This window comes from Globicatella sulfidifaciens DSM 15739, from assembly GCF_900167405.1.
GTDB lineage: Bacteria > Bacillota > Bacilli > Lactobacillales > Aerococcaceae > Globicatella > Globicatella sulfidifaciens.
Window position 1 is genome coordinate 111,354 of the sequence record NZ_FUWO01000003.1, and the last position, 21,334, is coordinate 132,687.

Below are 21,334 nucleotides of genomic sequence, written 5' to 3' on the forward strand. Positions count from 1 at the left end.
GAAGTTTCAACTTTTGTAAGATATTTTTGACAACTCTAGCAATCGACATATTTTTTATAAGCTGTCTTATAAATTTTAACAAGCTTTTCCTTGCTTAAGACTTTTAGTCTGCGAACGAGGAAAGGCTTATTTTTGTGTTTTGAGGAAGGCATAATTGTAGCGCATTTTGTGAAGTGGTATGGGGCACAGTTTTAAAAATGGTTGTTTGGTTTCATCGGTTTAATTTATAGCCCATGGTTGAATGAGCTCGAGATGCTTCCAGAGACTAATTTGCGAATTACCAACTTGTTTGTGGTGGGAGACTAAGCGAAAATCATTCGATTTTCTACTTCTGGTCCACTCTTTTTTATTGTAATAAAACGAATAATTAACAAATAAATTTACATTTTCATAGTGTTTTCAATTTACCTTAAAAAACAGCAGATGGGAACGTTTACTTTACCAAAAATCACTTTTATTGTAAGTGTACATTTGCTATAATATTGACATGATATAAATAGGAGTGACGAAATGGAAGTACAAAATCGTGGTTTAATTGGAAGTATAACCCATAGTATTAACAAAAAAGAGGAATTATTTGATAAGAGTATTGCCCGTTATATGGTACGTTCGATGTTAGCATGTCTTTTCTTAACAATGGGGGTAGCTATCGCCAGTTTTATCGCCGGAAAAGCAGATGCCTTAGTACCAAATATGGGTAAATTCTTTTATGCATTCATGTTCAGTTGGTCATTAATTATGATTATTTATATGAATGCTGAACTAGGTACATCTAATATGATGTATATGACAGTTGCAATGCATCGTAAAATTTTACCAGTGTCTAAAGCGTTAAGAATTTTGTTAACGTGTATTTTATTCAATGCGATTGGTGCAGTGGTTGCTAGCTTTATTATGTCATTTACGCAAGCTTATAGCACTTTAGAACCGGATCATTATTTATTTGTAGCTACTACAGCTAAATTAGCTAAAACACCACTGCAACAATTTGCTGAAGGTATTTTTGCCAATGTGATTGTTAATACCGCTGTATTTTGTAGTATTCGTATGAAAGACGATGCCGGAAAAGTAATTGCTATGATTTTTATTATTTTTATTTTTGCATTCTTAGGTTTTGAGCACGTTATTGCTAACTTTTCAACTTTTGCATTGTCGTTCTTTGCTAATGGTGGACCGGTTGAAGGTATGACGGTACTTTCAGTTTTATCTAACTTCTTATGGTCTGGTTTAGGTAACTACGTCGGTGGAGGAATCTTTATCGGTTTAGTTTATAGTTGGTTAAATAATAAGAGTGAGTTATACTTCGATTAATTTTTATAAATGAGTCTTGATAGAATGAAGAGTTCTTTCAAGGCTCTTTTAATTTTTATTATAATAAGTTGTGTTATTGTTAGCCTAAGAGGCTGGGCATAAACTTGATAAATTTAGTCAAAATTATTGTTCTTTAATTAATATCGCAGTGGTTGAGTGGCCTCAAACTGCGTCTTACGAGGTAGGGATAGAGCTGATAAAATCAATTAAGCTATTGTTCTTTAATTAATAGCGCAGTGGTTGAGTGGCCTCAAACTGCGTCTTAAAGAAATTGGTCCTCAACATAGTAAATTCAATCAACTTATTGCTCAGTAATTAAAAGCGCAGTCGTTGAGTGGCTTCAAACTGCGTCTTTCGAGGTAGGGATAGAGCTGATAAAATCAATTAAGCTATTGTTCGTTAATTAATAGCGCAGTGGTTGAGTGGCCTCAAACTGCGTCTTACGAGGTAGGGATAGAGCTGATAAAATCAATTAAGCTATTGTTCTTTAATTAATAGCGCAGTGGTTGAGTGGCCTCAAACTGCGTCTTAAAGAAATTGGTCCTCAACATAGTAAATTCAATCAACTTATTGCTCAGTAATTAAAAGCGCAGTCGTTGAGTGGCTTCAAACCTCGTCTTAATGAGGTTAAAGATAAATTTGGTAAACTCAATCAAGTTATTGTTATTAAATTAAAAGCGCAGTGGTTGAGTGGTCTCAATCTGCGTCTTAATGACTTGCTTGAGACCTACTCAACTTTGCGGGGGTGGACAGACAAAGCGAAAATCATTCGACTTTCTACTTCTGGTCCACTCCCAACTGTGCGGGGGGAGGCCAACGAAGCGACAACAATTTGGTCTGCTCCAAAGTTTGAAAAAAATCACTGATATTTATTCCCTTTAAAATGTTTGATTTAACAACATTTTGACGAATAATCACATTCAAAAACTTGAGCATAAAACTTGAGTTACAAACGTAAACGTGTTACGATGGTCTCATCAAGATTAGAATGTAATCTTAAATTAATTATAGATAGGAGATTTTAAATGTTTAAAAAGTTTGCAAAATCTTTTCTTTCAGCTGCAGCTGCTTTAACATTAGCCACTGGTAGTTTACCAGTAACTTTAGCAGAGGAGACACAAATTGATCCTTCAGTTGAACAAACATTAAGTATTATGACAATTGGAGAGTTAGCAACTTTAGACTCAGCTTTATATAATGATACGCCAAGCTCAGATATGATTGGCCAAATTTTTGAAGGGTTATATCGTGTTTCTACTGGTACTGAAGTAGAATTGGGTCAAGCTGAGAATGTTGAAGTTTCAGAAGATGGTTTAACCTATACTTTCACTTTACGTGATGGATTAGTTTGGAGTAATGGTGAACCCGTTACAGCAGAAGATTATGTGTTTACTTATCAACGTTTAGTTGATCCAAATGGACAAAATACGTCTTCATCTGTTGAAATTTTCAAAAATGCGGCCAGCATCCGTAATGGTGAAATGGAATTAGATGAATTAGGTGTTAAAGCACTTGACGATAAAACATTAGAAATTACATTAGAATATCCAGCACCTTATTTACCAAAATTATTAACAGGTAGTCGTTTTATGCCGGTTTCTAAAAAAATTGTTGAAGAAAAAGGCGATGCTTACGGTACTTCTGCTGAAAATATCGTAACAAATGGACCCTTTACTTTAACAGGTTGGACAGGTACTGAATTAGAGTGGACTTTAAATAAAAATGAAAATTATTGGGATGCTGAAAATGTGCATTTAACAGATGTATTAGTATCGGTTGTTAAAGAAACAGGTACTGGTGCAGACTTATATGACGCGGGTGAAATTGATTATGCTATTTTATCAGATGCCTTTGTTGGTCAATATGAAGGGGCAGAAGATTTTAATACAGTTCCTCGTGCAACATTAGGTTATATTATGTTTAACGATACCAAAGAACCTACCAATAATGCTGCCTTAAGACGTGCAGTTTCTCAAGCATTTGATAAAGAATTATATGCTGAGTCAGTGATTCAAGATGGTTCTACACCAGCGAATGGATTTGTTCCAACTGGTTTTGATGTGGATGAAGAAGGGGTTGACTACCGTGAAGCGGCAGGAGATATCCTAACTTATAATGTTGAACAAGCTCAAAAAGATTGGGAACAAGCGAAAGAAGAATTAGGTGTCGAAGAGTTATCATTAGAGTTATTAGTATCTGATGTTGATTTATCAGGTCGTACAGCTGAATACTTACAAGCTCAAATCCAAGAAAACTTACCAGGATTGACGATTACTATTCGTTCCGTTCCTTTACAAAACCGTTTAGAAATTCAAAGAAGTTTAGACTATGATTTCTATTATGGTACATGGGCGCCTGATTACCAAGATGCTTTAAACTTTGTTGAACAATTAACGACTGATGGTGGGATTAACTTTGCTAAATATTCTAACGAAGAAGTAGATAAATTAGTCGATCAAACACGTCATGAGTTAGCGAATGATCCTGTGGCACGTCGTGAAGCTTTAATGCAAGCAGAAAAAATCTTTGTAGAAGAAGATGCTATCACTTCAGCATTATATCAAGTTTCTACCTCATACTTATTAAGTCCAGATGTTAAAAACTTTGAAATTATGCCATTTGGACGTACGATTAATTTACGTACTACTTATCGCGCAGCTGAATAATTTTTAATGGCGAGGCGACTCGCCATTTTCTAAGCAAAAAAATAGTGAAGTATAGAGAGATATGTTAAGATTAAATCAAAATAATAAAAAGGAAGTGTCATTATGACGAAAGTTTTAACAGATGCACAATTTAACCAAGAAACTGGAGAAGGGTTAACATTGGTTGATTTCTGGGCTCCATGGTGTGGTCCATGTCGTATGCAATCACCCGTTATCGATGAATTATCTGAAGAATTAGCTGGACAAGTTGATTTTTACAAAATGAATGTTGATGAAGAGCAAGAAACAGCTCGTGAATTTGGTATCATGTCAATTCCAACGTTATTAGTTAAAAAAGATGGCGAAGTTGTTGAAAAATTAGTTGGTTTCCATGATAAAAATCGCTTAAACGAAATTTTATCTCGCCATATGTAATATTATAATTAAATAGTCTATTTAAAAGCGGGTCAGAATGTTATCATTTTGGCTCGTTTTTTATTGTCATATTTTATGAACGTGAAGCAATTTCAAGTACCAATGAAAACTGATTATAGATTTCAAATATAATTATAGATGTCACAATGCCAAATCATTATTTTTATAGATTCATTTTTTAGGTCTAAAGACTGATTTTGTCGTTTTACTATGATTCTTATTTATATCGGCTATAAATTAAGGTATAATAGGATAAAGGGGAGGATTATGATATGAAAAGAAAAGTTTTTATATTTCTAAGTTTATTGACGTTTATTGGTTCGATAATCTTTTGGTTACCGCCAATTAAGGTTGCTTCGATTAATGACAATAATCCTCCAATTAAAGATCAAGTTTTAAAAGATAATCAAAATAAAAGCGAGGAAAAAGTTCAAACAATTAATTATGCACCTTTCTTATATTATGAAAATTATGATTATATTGGTTCTGGTAATGAATTTGCAGGTTTTAAAGTGGTACTGCAATATCCTTTAAATGAAGAAGGGATTTATCAATTTAGACGTGATGGTGCCGGTACTTCTATCGCATTTGTCTATCAATTAACTCCAGAGGGCATTATTGAATTGAGTTATTTTCCAGAAACCTATGATAATACAGATTTTAGAGACCATCCAGATACTTTCGATGACTCTACTTCATTAATCATGCCATTAGAGTTGGGAGTGGGGGATACTTTTTTTAGTGGCTATCAAGAAGAACAAGAGTATGAAGTGATTAACATATTGGATGATTTTACAGTTAATCAAGTGACTTATCATGATGTTTTAGTGTTGTCATTAAAACAAGACACGAATGATACGACGCAGTATTTTTATTATGCCCCCCAATATGGTTTAATTTATGATGAATTTGCTTTCAAGGATGAATTTTCGATGTATATCACCAATGAATTGAAATCTGTTCAAAATAAAATGTATTATCCTAAAGTTAAATTTAAACAATTTTTTAAGGAGTGAATTTAGATGAAAGACGTAACTAATAGTAGTCAACAACATGCGAAAAAATCTCACCGAAATTTTTTGGCTTTATTCAATCGTATGGGTTTTAATGCTTTATATATTTTATTGTTTGTTTTAGCCTTTCTTTATTACTATATTGCCTTACCGCCGATACATTATGCCGCTTTTGATTTTTGGTTTTTCCTAGGACTCATCGTTGTGGGGATTATCGTAATTGAAGTATTAAAAGATGGTTCTAATTTTGTTTTTAATCGTAGTCAAAATACCAGTACACAGTTAAAAAGTATGTCCATTAAATATAAAGTTTTATTTGGGATTTTACCAGTGGCTCTGGTTATTTGGTTAGTGAGTTCAGCTATCTTTTCACCATTTTTTATGGCTTCCTCATATCGTGATATGTTACCAGTAGCACAGGCTGATTTTGAAACAGAATTCTCAGAAACGGATGTCAACCAGATTCCATTAATTGATCGAGATACCGCGGTTAGATTAGGTAATCGTAAGCTCGGTGCCTTAACAAATTTAGTCTCACAGTTTGTAGCGAGTCCTGAATATGTGCAAATTAATATTAATAATTATCCCTATCGTGTGACACCATTAGAATATGCTGGTTTTTTTAAATGGTTAAATAACTTTTCTGAGGGTATTCCTCATTATTTAAAGGTAGATAATGTCACCGGAGAAGTAACGGTTGAAACACCTGAAGCTCCGATTAAATATTCTTATGCCGATAAATTTTGGCGTAATATTAATCGTCATTTAAGATTTAAATATCCCTTTACTATCTTTGGTAAACCTAGTTTTGAGGTAGACGATGAAGGGACACCTTATTATATTGCATCTACTTATGGTCGTAATTTCTTCTTATTTGAACCAGAAGTAACAGGGTTAGTGGTAGTGAATGCTTCAACTGGCGAGTCTAAACATTATTCATTAGAAGAAATACCACAATGGGTTGATCGTGTTTACGGTGCCGATTTAGTTTTACATCAATTGCAAATGCATGGAAAATATGTGAATGGGTTTTGGAATACTTTATTTTCAAATGAAGGTGTGACACAACCAACTGAAGGCTATAATTATTTACCAATGAATGATGATTTATATCTATATACAGGGATTACCTCGATTAATGCTGATGAATCGAACATTGGGTTTGTTTTAGTTAATTTAAGAACAAAAGAAGCCAAAATGTACCCAATCAGTGCAGCCGAAGAATTTTCTGCAATGAGTTCTGCAGAAGGAAGTGTACAAGAAAAAGGTTATACGGCTACCTTCCCATTGTTAATTAACTTAAGTGGTAAGCCGGTTTATGTGCTTTCATTAAAAGATTCCTCCGGATTAATTAAAGCTTATGCTTTAGTCGATGTGCAAAATTATCAAACTGTATATGTCGAAAGTAGTGTCGAAAAACTATTGTTAAGTTATGCAGCTGAAAATCCAGTTGATATTGAGGAATTAGAGACTGAAGAGGCGTTGCTTGAAGTGGTCGGTGCAGTTGAAAATGTTCAGGCTGTCGTTAAAAGTGGTAATACCGTTTATTATTTCATGATTGATGGCAAAGTTTATCAAGCACCCATTCAGCTGAATGATTCATTACCATTCTTAAATGACGGTACAGAAGTGAAGATGGGAGTAAGTGAATCAGGAGAAGTTCGTTCCATTGAATGGGATGACGCAAAAGAGAATGTAACAACTGAATAATGTAAAGCTGATTTCTAGGAATGACTGATAGTAAAATGTTCTGTTTTTACTAAAAGTCATTCTTTTTTTATTAGGCAGCTTGAGATTATGTTGGTAATCAAGAATGAGACACTGTTGTTGAAAAAATCTTAAGAACACAATGCATTCCATTCAGTGGTTAAATATGAGTCAACGTATGATTCCATTAGAAATGAGTTGAATGGCAATGGAGAACTTAATTAGTTTAGAAAAATGGTATTATATTTACCAAAATAGCACGCTTAAACTATCATTTTGATTATAGGTGAAAGTTACTTATTCTTTTGATCGTAGCCTATCAATTTTAAAAATATGATTTCAGAAAGATTCATTTTTTCAAAACAAGAAAAAATATTAACAAAAGAAAAAGTCTTGATTTATTTAGAGAAAATAGACTAGTATAATAGGAGGTTGGGCATAAATTTGATAAATTTTGTTAAGAATATTGTTCATTAATTAATAGCGCAGTGGTTGAGTGGCCTCAAACTGCGTCTTTAATGAGGTTAAAGATAAATTTGGTAAACTTAATCAAGTTATTGTTATTAAATTAAAAGCGCAGTGGTTGAGTGGTCTCAATCTGCGTCTTTAATGAGGTTAAAGATAAATTTGGTAAACTTAATCAAGTTGTTGTTATTAAATTAAAAGCGCAGTGGTTGAGTGGCCTCAAACTGCGTCTGAATGACTTGTTTGAGGCTTACTCAACTTTGCGGGGGTAGGCCGACGAAGCGAAAATCATTTGATTTCCTACTTTTGGTCCACTCCCAACTTTGCGGGGGTGGACAGACAAAGCGAAAATCATTTGATTTTCTACTTTTGGTCAACTCCCAACTTTGCGGGGGTAGGCCGACGAAGCGAAAATCATTTGATTTTCTACTTTTGGTCCACTCCCTTAAAAGAAAATGTGCTATAATGAAAATATTATTTACAAAGGGGGGAGAGAATGGATACAGTAGTCTTAACAATAGCTGGTTCGGATACTTGGGGTGGTGGCGGTATTACTACAGATATCAAGACCATTGAACAAGCAGGGAGTTTTGCGGTTAATGTGATTACTTGTATCGCAGTTGAGAGTCGTGATAGTTCTTTTGAAATTGTTTCTTTGCCTGCTAGTTTAATTAAGCAACAGCTTCAAACGATTGCGAATTCGTATCAATTATCAGCCATAAAGATCGGTTTATTAAACGATGCCATAACGATTGCGATAGTCAAAGAATTTATTGAAACTCAAGATTGTCCGATTGTGATTGATCCTGTAATGGCTTTTAAGGAGTCATCGAAGGAAATTAAGCAAATTAGATTAGAAATGATTGACTTAATGAAATCAGCGACAGTCATTACACCTAATTTAACGGAAGCAAAGATTATTGCTGAAAGTGGTGACATTGAGAATCAATTGATGCTGGCAGATGAAGCTAAGAATATCTACTCGATTGTGAAAACTCCAGTATTGATTACCGGTGGTGCGCGCTTTCCAAGTGAAAAAGCTGTGGATGTTTTATTTGATGGCGAAAAGGTGCACTTTTTTGAATTACCTAAATTAGACACCTTAAATATACATGGAGCCGGCTGTGCATTATCTTCAATGATTGCAGCTCAATTAGCAAATAATGAAAAACTCGAGCAAGCAATCGAAAATGCTAAACACTTTGTATATCAAGGAATCAATCAAGGTTTATCTTTACCATCCGGTGATGGGGGAAATATTTGGAATAGAATAGGGGATATAAATGAGAAATAAATTTGATGTTCGTACATTAACATATTTAGCAGTCATTACAGCAGTAACTTTAGTTTTGTCATTATTAATTATTATACCCGTTCCTGCTACTAATGGATTTGTTACAATATTAGATGCCGGAATTTATTGTGCAGGTTTAGCCTTTGGTTCATTGGGTGGGGGAGTCGTAGGGGGGCTCACTGGCCTATTAATCGATTTAATTTCAGGATATACTATTTGGGCACCGTTCTCACTTGTTATTCATGGATTACAAGGATTGGTTTATGGCTTGATTATTGAAAAATATGGAAACGACAATAAAAGCATGTTGTTTGCTTTAGCAATCGCTGGCTTGATTATGGTTGGCGGCTATGCTATGGCCAATGAATTCTTATATGGTGGCGGCGTAGGATGGGTTTCAATCCCAAGTAACATTGTACAAGTTGGCTTTGGTAGTGTCGTTGTGATGCTTGTAAAAAATAAATTTTTATCGATATTAAAAGTATACTCTCATTAGGAAGCAGGATCAGAATTGAACTTAGAACAATTACAAGAAAACTTAAATGAAATTATGGACAATATTATTGAAAAGGCAAATTTAAAAGAAAATGATGTCTTTGTTTTAGGATGTTCAACAAGTGAAGTGATGGGGCATCAAATTGGTAAACATTCTAGTTTAGAAATTGGTGAGTTGATCGTTCAAACACTTTTAAATAAGTTAAATCCATTAAACGTTCATTTAGCGGTTCAAGGCTGCGAACATTTAAATCGTTCATTGGTTATTGAGTCAGAGGTAGCTGAAAGTAAAGGCTATGAAGAGGTATGGGTCAGACCAAGTCTTCATGCCGGAGGCGCTGCTTCGGTATCAGCTTTTAAATTATTTAAAAATCCGATTGAAGTGATGGCAGTACAAGCAAAAGCCGGCATTGATATTGGCGATACTTTTATTGGGATGCATGTAAAATCCGTTCAAGTACCGATTAGACCGACGATTAAAACTTTAGGACATGCTCATGTGACAGCGGTCACTTCTCGTCCACGTTATGTTGGCGGTCCTAGAGCCATCTATGAGGGAATAGAAATAAAATAAGAGAAGGATAAAGACCTTCTGACAATTGATCAGCAGGTCTTTATGTTTAAAAGAAACTATTTAAACTGTATATAAATGATATAACTAGCGAAACTAACATGGTTAATACCATTGCGATTGAAATAAAACGGACAATTCGATCCATTTTCGATAATTTTTTATTATTCTTATTTGATTGAAACATTGCATTATCTCCTTTATTGATGACACTACTATTATATTATAAACGATTAAAAATATAAACCAACTTAAGTTGGATTTTTTGCATTAAGCTTTAATATTTACTGAAAATTTGGTAAAATAAATGAGAAATAATAACTAGGAGGCAATTACATGTCAAAACAACAAATTGGTGTCGTAGGTATGGCCGTTATGGGACGTAACATCGCATTAAATATTGAAAGCAGAGGGTATTCAGTAGCCTTATTCAACCGTACAGGTTCGAAAACAACCGCAGTCATAGAAGAAAATCCTGAAAAAAACTTGAAAGCAACTTATTCAGTTGAAGAATTTGTTGATTCATTAGAAAAGCCTCGTAAAATTTTATTAATGGTTCAAGCTGGTAAAGGGACAGATGCAACTATTGAATCATTATTACCACACTTAGATAAAGGGGACATTTTAATCGACGGGGGTAATACTTTCTATAAAGATACGATTCGTCGTAGTGAGTATTTAGCTAACTCAGGCATTAACTTTATTGGTACTGGTGTTTCTGGTGGTGAAGAAGGGGCATTAAAAGGACCTTCCATTATGCCAGGTGGACAAAAAGAAGCTTATGAATTAGTAGCGCCAATCCTAGAACAAATTTCAGCTAAAGCTGAAGAAGATGGCAAACCATGTGTGACTTACATTGGACCAAATGGTGCAGGACATTATGTAAAAATGGTTCACAATGGTATCGAATACGGTGATATGCAATTAATTGCGGAATCATTTGATATTTTACACCGTGGCTTAGGCTTATCGGTTGCTGAAATAGGAGATATCTTTACAGAGTGGAATGAAGGTGAGTTAGATAGTTTCTTAATGGAAATTTCATCTCAAATTTTAAAAACAAATGATCCTGAAACAGATAAACCAATGGTTTCTGTCATTATGGACCGTGCGGGTAATAAAGGAACTGGTAAATGGACTTCACAAAGTGCATTAGATTTAGGTGAGCCTTTATCATTAATTACTGAATCAGTGTTTGCACGCTTTATTTCAAGTCAAAAAGACCAACGTGTGCATGCAAGTACGATTATTCCAAATGTCGATGCTAAATTGGAATTAGATGAAACAGCTCGTAAAGAATTAATCGAATCCATTCGTCAAGCATTATACTTTAGTAAAATTATGAGCTATGCTCAAGGTTTTGCTCAAATGCGTGAAGCAAGTGAAACATACGACTGGAATTTACCTTATGGCGAAATCGCGAGTATTTTCCGTGCAGGTTGTATTATTCGCGCAAAATTCTTACAAAAAATTACCGACGCTTACGAGAAAAATCCTGAATTACCAAACTTAATGCTAGATGACTATTTCTTAGAGATTGTCTCTAAAAATCATGAAGCAGTTCGTCATGTGGTATCAGTGGCGATTGCAGCGGGCATTCCAGTGCCAACCTTCTCAGCAGCGATTGCTTATTATGATTCATATCGTTCAGAAGTGTTGCCGGCTAACTTAATTCAAGCTCAACGTGATTACTTTGGTGCTCATACTTATAACCGTGTTGATAAACCAGGTACATTCCATTTCCACTGGAATGAAGTGCGCGAAGAAAAATTAGAAGATTAATTATTTTTAACTCTCGGGAGTCCAAATTTGATAATTTGGGCTCCTTTATTAATATAATGCGCTTAATTATTAGAAAATATTAGGTTTTCAGTAATAAATGGTGGAACTTTGCTACAAATTTGTGTAATATAAAGACGAAGAGATTAAAAAATGATAAGGAGGACATAGTATGTCTGAAGATAAAAAACAACGTGTTTTAATTATTGAAGATGAAAAGAATCTCGCACGCTTTGTTGATTTAGAATTGCAACATGAAGGCTACGAGACTAAAATTTGTAATGACGGTCGTAGTGGATTAGAAGCCGCCTTAGAAGAAGATTGGGATGTTATTTTATTAGACTTAATGTTACCAGAATTAAACGGACTCGAAGTATGTCGTCGTATTCGTCCAGTTAAAGATACGCCGATTATCATTATGACTGCCCGTGATTCAGTGATGGACCGTGTTTCTGGTTTAGATCAAGGAGCGGATGATTATATCGTCAAACCATTTGCCATTGAAGAACTATTGGCGCGTTTACGTGCATTATTCCGTCGAATTGAATCAGAGGAGGAACAACGTTCACCACAACATCCAACAGTTACCTATCGTGATTTAGTCATCGAAAAAGCTAATCGAATTGTGCGTCGTGGTGATGAAGTGATTGATCTGACAAAACGTGAATATGAATTATTATTATTCTTAATGGAAAACTTGAATATGGTTATGTCACGTGAAGTTTTATTGGATGAAGTTTGGGAATATAAATCAGAAGTGGAAACCAATGTGGTCGATGTTTATATCCGTTACTTACGTAATAAGATCGACTTACCAAATAAGGAAAGTTATATTCAAACTGTTCGTGGTACTGGTTATGTTATGAGAACGTAAAGATGAATATTAGAAAATGGTTTAAAAGAGAACAACCCATTTCCCTAAAATGGAAATGGGGCGTTTTATTATTTTTAGGTTTCTTTGTTATCGCCTTAACGACCTTAAATTTTAATTATTATTATTATCATCAAGAACAACGCTCAGCGATCAAAGCCGTTTATCAAGAAAATTTTGACCGCATGACTGAGTATATTCAAGCCTTTGATTACTTATATCAAAGACCATCAATTACTGATTTAGATAATAAACCACTTAATAGCAATCAACAATCACAAAATATCTCGAAAGAACTGTACCAGTATATTAGCACCGGTTTAAATGATGATTTAACAATACGCTTATTTAATGAGCGCAATCAATTAGTCTTCAGCAATAGACATTTGGATGTCCCAACGGTAGAGAGTAACAAACAATTAGTGGAAACTGAAATCAAAGATGTCCTCAGTTATGTTGGTCGTACTACAATCCGTTCGACCCAATCAGGAGAAAATTTAGGTGTCTTGGAATATATTGTGCAACCACAAGCCTTAATTGAACTGGAAAAGAATCAAAGGCATATCTTTTTTATTTCAATACTCGTACTGTTATTGGTAGCAGCTGTAGTTGCCTTTGTATTATCGCGTCTATTTTTACGACCGCTAAATTATTTAAATAATGCTTTAGATTTGGTAGAAGAAGAGAACTTGTCTGAAATGCGCATGCGACGCCCACGTTCGACGGATGAATGGAGTGATTTGACTTTACATATTAATCGCATGCTAGATAAAATTGATTTGTATGTCAGAAATCAAAAACAATTCGTAGAAGATGTTTCTCACGAGTTAAGAACACCGGTCGCAATAGTGGAAGGCCATTTAAAATTATTAAATCGCTGGGGTAAGGATGATCCAGAAATATTAGAAGAGTCCATTTCTGCTTCTTTACAAGAAATATCAAGGATGAAGGGCCTTGTGCAAGAGATGCTTGATTTGATGAGGGCAGATCACGCAGAAATGGATTATAAAGACGAAATTACGGAGGTCTATTCGACCATCAGACAGATTCACAGCAATTTTGTGATGCTTTATCCGGAATTTAATTTTTACTTAGACAGTGAGAAGAGTCCTGATGATTTGTATATTAAAATGTTTCGTAATCATTTTGAACAGTTACTTATTATTTTAATTGATAATGCGGTTAAATATAGTCAAGACCGTAAAGAAATTCATCTTTCTGTCAGTACTAGTCTTTCCGAAATTGAAATTGCCATTCAAGATTTTGGTGAAGGTATGTCTGAAGAAGATAAAGAGTGCGTTTTTAGTCGATTTTACCGTGTCGACAAAGCACGATCGCGTGATAAAGGTGGTAATGGACTCGGTTTAAGTATTGCTCAACAATTAGTAAAAAGCTACAAGGGCTCAATTAAAGTCGAAAGTGCACTAGGTCATGGCTCTATTTTTTATGTCACTTTTCCAATCTTAACCGACCAACGGCAAATTTATAAGAGTAAACAAAAAGCAATTCGAAAAACATTATAGTATCTTGTGAACAATAACCTTCTGTTAAAATATAAAGTAGAAGTGATTTCATATATTTTATTTATCAAAAGTTATTGTTCAATTATTTTTTTAGATTTTAATTGATTTAAAATTGCTTTTTAAAAAGGGGTAAGAACATGATTGAATTTCGAAAAGTAACAAAAACTGAAAAAGAAGCACTAATTTTGGATGGCGCTAGTTTTTCCATTAAATCCCCTGGTAAAATATATACAATTTATTATGACGATGAAGCCCAAAAAGATAACTTATTGGGAATCTTATTTGGGTTAGACAGTTATTTTGAAGGGGATTATTTACTTTTCGATCAAAATGTTCATGATTTTTCTGAAGAGGATTGGCACCGTGTCAGGAATCTGGAGATGCAAATTGTTTACCAGAATCAAAAATTAAATGATTTAATGACAGTGTGGGATAACTTAGCAAAATTAGGTTTATTTCCTGAAGAAGAAATTAATGAACAACTTGTTGCCTTATCTTTAGAAGATGTAAAATATAAAAGAGTTTCGGAGTTAAGTACCTCTGAAAGAATGAAACTAGCCATTGCTCGCTCACTGTTACTTAAACCCAAAATCTTATTATTAGATGAACCGACTAATGGCTTAGAGTTGAATAATATTCATTATTTAATGCAATATATTCATCATTTAAAGGAAAAAGGGTTAACGATTATTATCTTAAGTAATAATATGTCCGTTATTGAAAATTCTGATGATATTTTTCAGTTTAAAAATCATAAAATTGTTAAAATTAAATCTAGTGATGAAGTGACACAACCTATTGCTGAAACGTGTAAAAAAGCAAACATTGTCAAGAAAACACCTTATTTGCAAGCTTCTTCACTATTGCAAGCTAAGAGACTTGAGAATGTTTTAATGTTAGTTCCAGTAGCAGTTGTATTTTCGCTATTGTTTATGTTATTTAGTTTGCAATTTAGTCGCATAACCAATCGTTTTGAAGGCCTTTTTTCAACTGTTACTGAAAATACGATTGTAATTGATACGGGGGAATTAATCCCCAATGCTCAAAGGGTGTTGTTTGGTAATGGAACAACGTCAAAACTTTCAGATGGATCTAAATTATACTTTTCTAACGAAGATATTGATAATGTAAAAAATATCAAAGGAGTCGAATCAGTCGTTAATACTGATAAAAATCTATTTTTAGAAAAAAATCCTGAAGGTTACGGTTTAAATTTAATCTATAATCAAGATCAATTGTCCAACCAAATTAAAAATCAATTCAAATATAAAAAGGGCGAATTTTATATTGGCTTTGGCTTTAAAATGCTCACAGTACCTAAAGAAGCCAGTAGCAACTTTAATCCGGAACAATTAACTATTATCGAAGGGGAATACCCTGATGATGATTCAAATCAAGTTTTAGTACCTGATTTATTTATTCAATCTTATTACCAGCATCAAGATTATCATAATGTGGTGGGAGAAACCGTTTCTTTTGAGACTGTTTCAGTTGATAATCAATTGGATGTCAAAAAGAGTGATTACATTATTTCTGGTGTTTATCATTTAGATACTTCCAATACGAGTGAACTTTACTTCCCTATATATGTTCCTTGGAGTCATTTTCTTATTAATATTGAAAGAGATAATCTGATGGATTATTATAATTCTTTAAAAATGATGTACAATTCAAGTGGATTGGTGAAGGGCATTAATACTGTTGAAATGTTCAATTCTTTTGAGGAATTTGAAAAAGCTTATGGTTCAGGTTATGCCACCATGATTATTGAGTTAGAATCTGACGCTGATCAGCAAGTAATTGCGGAAGAAATTGAAAGGTTATTTCCTCAATACGTACAATTAAGTCATCATAGTTTTAAAAACGGAACAATTGCTGAAGATTATCAAAGAGAGAAACTCAGATTAATTGGTATTTCTAGCTTAGTATCTTTAGTATTAGGTTTATTATTAAGTCTGTTTAATCGTCAATGTTTTAAGAGACATACCGACCAATTGGCGATTCAATTTAGTTTAGGTTATTCACGAGGTGAAGTTCAACGGATACTCATCTACGAACAGTTAATTCTGTTTTACCTCAGTTTTTTATCTGCGTATATCCTATCAAGCGTCATCTACTTAATTCACTTTAAAAACACTTTATACCTAAATGGTATCAATCAATTATTTAATCCAGTTGTTATTGCGACATTATTTTTTTTAGTCAATATCTCTTTACTGGTGGCGCTAATATGGAATGTTACTAGAGTGAAAGAAAAACAATTGTATAACTCTTTATTAGGAAAATAAAATGCAAAAGTTTTCAATGAATAAATTGAGAGTTCTTTCAAGAGGTGAATTGTATTTTGAAAGGATTGGTCCTTAATTATTTAATTTGCGACTCCATCATGGGAGACAAGCAATGGTTTTGAATTTTAACTGAACCTTGTCGATATCATGATCCCAATCTTCTATACTGACAAATTTGAAGAAAAGTTTAATTAAAATTGTATTGTAGAGAGAGAAGATAATTTGAATAATAGCGGATGATTTATGAAGAATTTAAGTAGGAAAAAGTTTCTACTGGGAATAGTAAATTTTGTTGTTTTATTACTTACTGCCAATAGACATCTTTGAAACTTACACTAATCTAAGACCAACTGGACTGGTTTCTATCTTTATCTGCCCAATGATTGGCCTGGCAAGATTGATATTGGGGATTAAAGAAAAGGACGGGTTATTTATAGTATTGAACCTACTTTTAATTTTAATACTGCCGCTCATCATGTTTGTAGGGCAGATGCTAGGAGCAATGTAATCAGCATCAGAAGGTAATAATGGTTCTTTTTAAATGGGTGTGGGTCATGAAATTGGCTCTTTGTCAAATAGTGCGAGTTTTAAAATTTTGGGTCTTTATCATATGGTGTGGATCACGGAATTTTTGGTCGTTCAACATGTTGAGGTTGAACGGCTTTTTTTATCTAATTTGCGCATAATACCAATATTTTACTAAACAAATAATAAATTTGGCTCTACAACTTTTTGTGTGGACCCACAAGAAATAGGCTATTGATTGTGGTATCCAAAAATATTTAGTGGAGTAAGAAAGTCAAAGTTCAAACGCTTTATTTTATAGCTCAGTGATGAATAGTCTCAATCTGTGTCCTAATATCTAAGTTGAGTCTTATTTAATGCAGCGAGGACGGGTAGATGAATTAAAATTTAATCGAATTTTGACTTCTTGGGCACTCCATAAATATTTCTTTCTTAATTTTACTATTAGATATGTTATAATATTGCTTATATGAGGAGGTGCATGATGGACGAAGTATTAATTGTGGGGACAATTGACGCTATTTATTTTGAAAACCCAAGTAATTTATATAAAGTGGTTCGTATTAACGTAGACGATGAATTGTCAAATGCTTTGACAGCAGAAGAATTAGTTATTACCGGTCAATTTGCGACGCTACATTATGATACTAATTATGAGTTCTATGGTCATTTTACTAACCATCCAAAATACGGTGAACAATTCGCTGTGACGCGTTATCAACAACTAGCCCCTACCTCAGAGCAAGGTTTAATTGATTATTTATCTAGTGAACGGTTCCCCGGAATTGGGATTAAGCTTGCTAAAAATATCGTTGATGCATTAGGTATGGATGCGATTGATATTATTGTTGCGGATCCTAATGCTTTGAAAAAGGTTAAAGGTTTAAACCAAAAAGTTCAAGTATCTTTAAGAGAAAACTTACTTAAACACCAAGGCACGGAGCGCGTGTTTATGCAATTATTTGAATGGGGTTTTAGTCCTAAATTAGCAGATAAGATTTATCAAAAATATAAAAGTTCAGCGATTGAAAAGATTAAGGAAAATCCCTATGAACTGGTTGAATCCATCGAGGGGATTGGCTTTAACAAAGCCGATAATTTGGCTGAAAAATTAGGATTTGCAGCGGATTCGGTTGATCGCATCATCGCGGGCATTTATACGGTCGTTAATGAACACTGTAATAATAATGGCGATACCTATATTGAGCGCGAGGCTTGTTTAATAAAGAGTCGTGAAATGTTAGAAAATGCTCGTCCTTTTTTATTAGATGACAGTTTAATGAATTTAGCCTTAGATAAAGCGATTTTAGAAGAACGCTTGATGAATTTAGCTGAAGGCATTATGATACCGAGTTTATATTACGCTGAGGTTGGCATTGTATCGAAATTATCCAATCATTTACAATATGCAACAACTGATTATTTTGATGAAGCGGATATTGATTCAGCATTAGCAGAAGTGATGGAATTAAATGCTATTCAATACGATGAACAACAACAAGCGGCGTTAAAATTGGCGATTAATTCACCAATGTCTATTATTACCGGTGGTCCTGGAACGGGAAAAACAACTCTTGTAAAAGGACTGATTCATCTTCATGCTACCTTACATGAGTATTCATTAGAAGATTTGAAACATAAACCAGATTTTGCCCCGATATTATTAGCGGCACCTACGGGAAGAGCTTCAAAAAGAATGAATGAGATGACAGATTTACCTGCTATGACCATTCATCGTATGTTGGGATTCAATCGCGATTCTGACTATGAAGACTTTTCAGCTCAAGAAGAGTTAGAAGGCAATCTTTTGATAGTAGACGAGATGTCGATGGTCGATACTTGGTTAATGAATTGGTTACTACAAGCAGTACCATATAATATGCAAGTAGTCTTCGTAGGAGATAAAGACCAACTGCCATCAGTAGGTCCAGGGAAAGTTTTTAATGACTTAATAGCCTCTAAATGTTTACCTACAATCCAACTCAACACCATTTATCGGCAAAACGAAGGCAGTACAATTGTTGAATTAGCTCATAGCATTAAGAATGGAGCTTTACCGGATAACTTTCTAGAAAAGCAAAATGATCGTTCTTTTATTCGTTGTCAAACCGATCAAGTAGCACATGTCGTGCAAACGATTGTTGCGAAAGCCCAAAATAAACATTTTGATGGCAATAATATGCAAGTGCTAGCCCCGATGTATAAAGGGGCAGCCGGTATTAATGAATTAAACACTCAATTACAAGCCATTATGAATCCAGCTAAGAAAGGTAAAAGAGAAATTCAATATTTCGATACGGTGTTTAGAGTAGGCGATAAAGTCTTACAATTAGTTAATAATGCTGAAGCCGATGTGTATAATGGTGATATTGGTAAAATAACAGCCATCATGACGGGGGCAGAAACAGATTCAAATGTAGAAGAGATCATTGTTTCCTTTGATGAACGTGAATTAACTTATAAGCGTAGTGATTTAGATCAATTAACTTTAGCTTACTGTTGTTCAATTCACAAATCACAAGGGAGTGAATATCCCTTAGTTATTCTCCCATTGGTTGATATGTATTCACGGATGTTGAGAAGAGACCTGCTTTATACAGCTATCACGCGGGCAAAGACCAGTTTAGTAATGGTCGGCAATCCTAATAGTTTTTATAAAGCGACTACTGCTAATATCATTCCTAGACAAACATTTTTAAAGGACTTATTAAAAATAAAATTTGCCAATGAAACGGTAGCGTACGAAGATGAAGAAGGGAATTTATTAACCATTCCATCTGAAACAGCTACACCTAATGGTCAACATAATGAAAATACAGTAGAAACGCTTGAACAATTAACTTTAACACCTACAACAATTGATGATACAAAGCTTAAATCAGAAGAGCATGCGAAATCAGATTCACTCGAGGCCAAACATCATCAAGGTTTAACAACTGATGAGGACAATTCAAAAAAAGCGCTAGTTTCTGATGTAGAGCCAAGGCTTAATTTAAATGAATTATCGGAAGAAACAATTTGGTTAATTGACCCGATGATTGGTATGGAAAACCTATCGCCTTATGATTTTATGAAAACAAAATAAAAAAAGAAACTTGTTTCATACTAGCATGACTCAATTAGCAACAGAAGGTGCTAAAAAGGTCATAAAGCTAGGAGAAGCAAGTTTCATTTTTCTATTAAAGGTAAAATGGATATTCAGTTAAAGTCAAGGTCAAATGTGCTTGATCTTTATTAAGCAGTTCACCATCGACTTGACTAAGAATCGGTTCTTCAATTTGAATCGTTACTTTTTCACCTTTTGTGTAAAAATAGTGTTCAGCAGTCGGTGTGGTTTTGCTGACTAATATTTGCCACATTAATTTGAGTAAGTTAATTGGCTTAACGTTTTTAATAGCAACCACATTGATAATCTTTTCATCGGCTTTGATATCATTGGATAGCTGAATACCTCCACCTAAATAGGGTGAATTCATTAACGAAATTAACTGACAGTCCTCAAGCTGAATTGTTTGATTATCAACTGTTAATTGCACATCAAAATGGTCTAATTTACTAACAGCTTTAAAGACATTAACCAAATAGGCAAACTTTCCATTAAGAAATTGACGGAAAAAAGCATCTTGAGGCATTGTATTGACTTCGTAAATAACTTTACCATCAAAACCAAAACCTAAACTATTTAAGACAACATCAGTATTTTTTGTAAGATGATTATACGATTCAAAGATGGGTACTGTCGTTATATTTTTATGTATCAAGTATTGTTGTAATGTTGATTCTACCGAAGCATTTGGCGACCACGTCCGTTTAAAATCATTGCCAGTACCGGCGGCTAAATAGATGATAGGGATGGTTTGCTTGGCTTTTTTTAAAGTTGCTACAACTTCATGTAGGGTCCCATCGCCACCTACCACTATAATCGTATCAAGTGTTCGTTGTTCAGCTTTAGCTAAAATTTGTTGGGTTAATTCAATTGAATGTCCTTTATATTCTGTCGTTAGTGTAATGAAAGGAGCACGAAATTTTCTTAAGTAGTCTTGAGCTTGATTTAATACGTCGGCACCATTGCCGGATCCAGCTTGAATATTGGCGATAATATATAGATGATTCATCTGATTCCCTCTCAACTTTCTTCAGTTTCCTAATTTAAAGTATACAAGATTATGGTTAATATGCAAGAAAACCAACATAAATCCAGCGATGAACTAAAGAACTTAAACCATCTTTTTTAAAGCCGCGAAAATTTTATCAGTAGAAATTTTTAAAGAGTATTCGAGATTTATTAGTGGCAGCCAGTGAGGGGGAGGCGAGAAGGGATAGTGGTTAAAGGTTTATCTCAACTTTTCTCCTGTCTCTAATAGTGTGAAGTCCTAGCGTTTATGTTATAATAACCTAGATTGAAATTTGAA

Annotated in this window: 15 protein-coding genes; 14 read left to right on the forward strand and 1 reads right to left on the reverse strand. The window is 34.0% G+C overall.

Annotation, left to right across the window (positions count from 1 at the left end):
* Positions 1 to 510 precede the first annotated feature (510 nt).
* The 14 genes from B5D12_RS02645 to recD2 all read left to right on the forward strand — a co-directional run bounded on the left by B5D12_RS02645 (position 511) and on the right by recD2 (position 20,007).
* The gene (locus tag B5D12_RS02645; protein WP_078755367.1) at positions 511 to 1,311 is read left to right on the forward strand and encodes a formate/nitrite transporter family protein; all 801 of its coding nucleotides are present in this window, start codon (positions 511 to 513) and stop codon (positions 1,309 to 1,311) included.
* 596 nt (positions 1,312 to 1,907) lie between these two features.
* Complete coding sequence (locus B5D12_RS02650; protein ID WP_078755368.1) at positions 1,908 to 2,177, forward strand: hypothetical protein; 270 nt, start codon at positions 1,908 to 1,910, stop codon at positions 2,175 to 2,177.
* 159 nt (positions 2,178 to 2,336) lie between these two features.
* Entirely contained in the window at positions 2,337 to 3,977 is a 1,641-nt protein-coding gene (locus B5D12_RS02655; RefSeq protein WP_078755369.1) for a peptide ABC transporter substrate-binding protein, read from the forward strand.
* A gap of 102 nt (positions 3,978 to 4,079) precedes the next feature.
* Positions 4,080 to 4,391: a thioredoxin gene (trxA, locus tag B5D12_RS02660; RefSeq protein WP_078755370.1), complete on the forward strand. Its 312-nt coding sequence runs from the start codon at positions 4,080 to 4,082 to the stop codon at positions 4,389 to 4,391.
* 272 nt (positions 4,392 to 4,663) lie between these two features.
* Entirely contained in the window at positions 4,664 to 5,407 is a 744-nt protein-coding gene (locus B5D12_RS02665; protein ID WP_078755371.1) for a hypothetical protein, read from the forward strand.
* Positions 5,408 to 5,413: 6 nt separating this feature from the next.
* On the forward strand, positions 5,414 to 7,114 hold the full coding sequence (locus B5D12_RS02670; RefSeq protein ID WP_078755372.1) for a hypothetical protein: 1,701 nt from the start codon (positions 5,414 to 5,416) through the stop codon (positions 7,112 to 7,114).
* Between the two features lie 958 nt (positions 7,115 to 8,072).
* The gene (locus tag B5D12_RS02675; protein ID WP_078755373.1) at positions 8,073 to 8,870 is read left to right on the forward strand and encodes a hydroxymethylpyrimidine/phosphomethylpyrimidine kinase; all 798 of its coding nucleotides are present in this window, start codon (positions 8,073 to 8,075) and stop codon (positions 8,868 to 8,870) included.
* Entirely contained in the window at positions 8,860 to 9,366 is a 507-nt protein-coding gene (locus B5D12_RS02680; protein WP_078755374.1) for an ECF transporter S component, read from the forward strand. The genes B5D12_RS02675 and B5D12_RS02680 overlap by 11 nt, the downstream gene beginning before the upstream one ends.
* A gap of 15 nt (positions 9,367 to 9,381) precedes the next feature.
* A complete protein-coding gene (locus B5D12_RS02685; protein ID WP_268762600.1) occupies positions 9,382 to 9,939 on the forward strand; it encodes a TIGR01440 family protein in 558 nt (185 codons plus the stop codon).
* A 333-nt stretch (positions 9,940 to 10,272) separates the two neighbouring features.
* Complete coding sequence (gene gndA, locus B5D12_RS02690; RefSeq protein WP_078755375.1) at positions 10,273 to 11,718, forward strand: NADP-dependent phosphogluconate dehydrogenase; 1,446 nt, start codon at positions 10,273 to 10,275, stop codon at positions 11,716 to 11,718.
* Between the two features lie 169 nt (positions 11,719 to 11,887).
* Positions 11,888 to 12,589: a response regulator transcription factor gene (locus tag B5D12_RS02695; protein ID WP_078755376.1), complete on the forward strand. Its 702-nt coding sequence runs from the start codon at positions 11,888 to 11,890 to the stop codon at positions 12,587 to 12,589.
* 2 nt (positions 12,590 to 12,591) lie between these two features.
* The gene (locus tag B5D12_RS02700; RefSeq protein ID WP_078755377.1) at positions 12,592 to 14,109 is read left to right on the forward strand and encodes a sensor histidine kinase; all 1,518 of its coding nucleotides are present in this window, start codon (positions 12,592 to 12,594) and stop codon (positions 14,107 to 14,109) included.
* Positions 14,110 to 14,246: 137 nt separating this feature from the next.
* Complete coding sequence (locus tag B5D12_RS02705; RefSeq protein ID WP_078755378.1) at positions 14,247 to 16,397, forward strand: ATP-binding cassette domain-containing protein; 2,151 nt, start codon at positions 14,247 to 14,249, stop codon at positions 16,395 to 16,397.
* A gap of 1,009 nt (positions 16,398 to 17,406) precedes the next feature.
* Positions 17,407 to 20,007 carry an SF1B family DNA helicase RecD2 gene (recD2, locus tag B5D12_RS02715; protein WP_159443840.1) on the forward strand — a complete coding sequence of 867 codons (2,601 nt, stop codon included), beginning with the start codon at positions 17,407 to 17,409 and terminating at the stop codon, positions 20,005 to 20,007.
* 94 nt (positions 20,008 to 20,101) lie between these two features.
* Here recD2 and B5D12_RS02720 read toward each other — a convergent pair whose 3' ends face one another.
* The gene (locus B5D12_RS02720; protein WP_078755380.1) at positions 20,102 to 21,037 is read right to left on the reverse strand and encodes a diacylglycerol/lipid kinase family protein; all 936 of its coding nucleotides are present in this window, start codon (positions 21,035 to 21,037) and stop codon (positions 20,102 to 20,104) included.
* Positions 21,038 to 21,334: the final 297 nt, after the last annotated feature.

Excerpts from the sequence above, each read along its gene's own strand:
- B5D12_RS02720 (WP_078755380.1), bottom strand. The coding sequence starts at position 21,037 with ATGAATCATCTATATATTATCGCCAATATTCAAGCTGGATCCGGCAAT.
- B5D12_RS02680 (WP_078755374.1), top strand. The coding sequence starts at position 8,860 with ATGAGAAATAAATTTGATGTTCGTACATTAACATATTTAGCAGTCATT.
- B5D12_RS02700 (WP_078755377.1), top strand. The coding sequence starts at position 12,592 with ATGAATATTAGAAAATGGTTTAAAAGAGAACAACCCATTTCCCTAAAA.
- B5D12_RS02665 (WP_078755371.1), top strand. The coding sequence starts at position 4,664 with ATGAAAAGAAAAGTTTTTATATTTCTAAGTTTATTGACGTTTATTGGT.
- gndA (WP_078755375.1), top strand. The coding sequence starts at position 10,273 with ATGTCAAAACAACAAATTGGTGTCGTAGGTATGGCCGTTATGGGACGT.
- B5D12_RS02645 (WP_078755367.1), top strand. The coding sequence starts at position 511 with ATGGAAGTACAAAATCGTGGTTTAATTGGAAGTATAACCCATAGTATT.
- recD2 (WP_159443840.1), top strand. The coding sequence starts at position 17,407 with ATGGACGAAGTATTAATTGTGGGGACAATTGACGCTATTTATTTTGAA.
- B5D12_RS02670 (WP_078755372.1), top strand. The coding sequence starts at position 5,414 with ATGAAAGACGTAACTAATAGTAGTCAACAACATGCGAAAAAATCTCAC.
- trxA (WP_078755370.1), top strand. The coding sequence starts at position 4,080 with ATGACGAAAGTTTTAACAGATGCACAATTTAACCAAGAAACTGGAGAA.
- B5D12_RS02675 (WP_078755373.1), top strand. The coding sequence starts at position 8,073 with ATGGATACAGTAGTCTTAACAATAGCTGGTTCGGATACTTGGGGTGGT.
- B5D12_RS02655 (WP_078755369.1), top strand. The coding sequence starts at position 2,337 with ATGTTTAAAAAGTTTGCAAAATCTTTTCTTTCAGCTGCAGCTGCTTTA.
- B5D12_RS02705 (WP_078755378.1), top strand. The coding sequence starts at position 14,247 with ATGATTGAATTTCGAAAAGTAACAAAAACTGAAAAAGAAGCACTAATT.
- B5D12_RS02695 (WP_078755376.1), top strand. The coding sequence starts at position 11,888 with ATGTCTGAAGATAAAAAACAACGTGTTTTAATTATTGAAGATGAAAAG.